At 76.6% G+C, this 615-nt stretch carries 1 protein-coding gene; it reads left to right on the forward strand.

Annotation, left to right across the window (positions count from 1 at the left end; genetic code table 11):
* On the forward strand, window positions 1-434 hold a 434-nt coding region (locus QZ281_RS17860), incomplete at its 5' end, for a hypothetical protein (protein WP_363298214.1).
* Window positions 435-615 lie beyond the last annotated feature (181 nt).

The raw sequence follows: 615 nt of genomic DNA on the forward strand, positions 1-615 counted from the left end.
CTGCTGAAGCCGCCGCTCGCGAACAGGCCGCCGCCACGGAACGCGCCGCCCAGGCCGCACGCGAAGAAGCCGCCGCCGCCAAGGCTGCTGCTGAAGCCGCTCGCGCCGAAGCCGCCAAGCTGGCCGCCGCAGCGCCTGCGCCCCCCAAGCCCGCACCCAAGCCTGCAGCGCCCGTCGCTGCAGCGCCCGTCGCTGCTGCGCCGACGCCTGCACCGGCTCCGGCGGCCCCTGCCGCACCGACCCCGGCGCCCGTCCCGCCTTCGGCGGCCGTTCGGCGCGCGAACAGGCCATGGGCGGCGGCGAGCGTTCCTACACGGATCGTCCGCAGACCGAGCGCCCGCAAAGCGATCGCCCGCAAGGCCAGCGTTCCGGTCCTGGCGGCCAGCGTCCGCAAGGCGCCAAGCCGGCTGAACCCGTTCGCTATTCAGCACTGAACCCGCGTCCGGCGCCGGGCGCTGCACGTCCCGGCGGCCCGCGTACCGGTCCTGGCGGCCGCGCTGCCCCGAACGCACCGCCCGCGACGCCGGAAGTGGCGCGCCCCAGCCGTGCGCCTGGCGCTGGCTTTGGCCGTCCGGTCGGCCGCGACGATGATCGCGACAAGCGTTTCTCCGACGC

Source organism: Brevundimonas sp. (genome assembly GCF_018608325.1).
In the GTDB taxonomy this organism is placed as follows: domain Bacteria; phylum Pseudomonadota; class Alphaproteobacteria; order Caulobacterales; family Caulobacteraceae; genus Brevundimonas.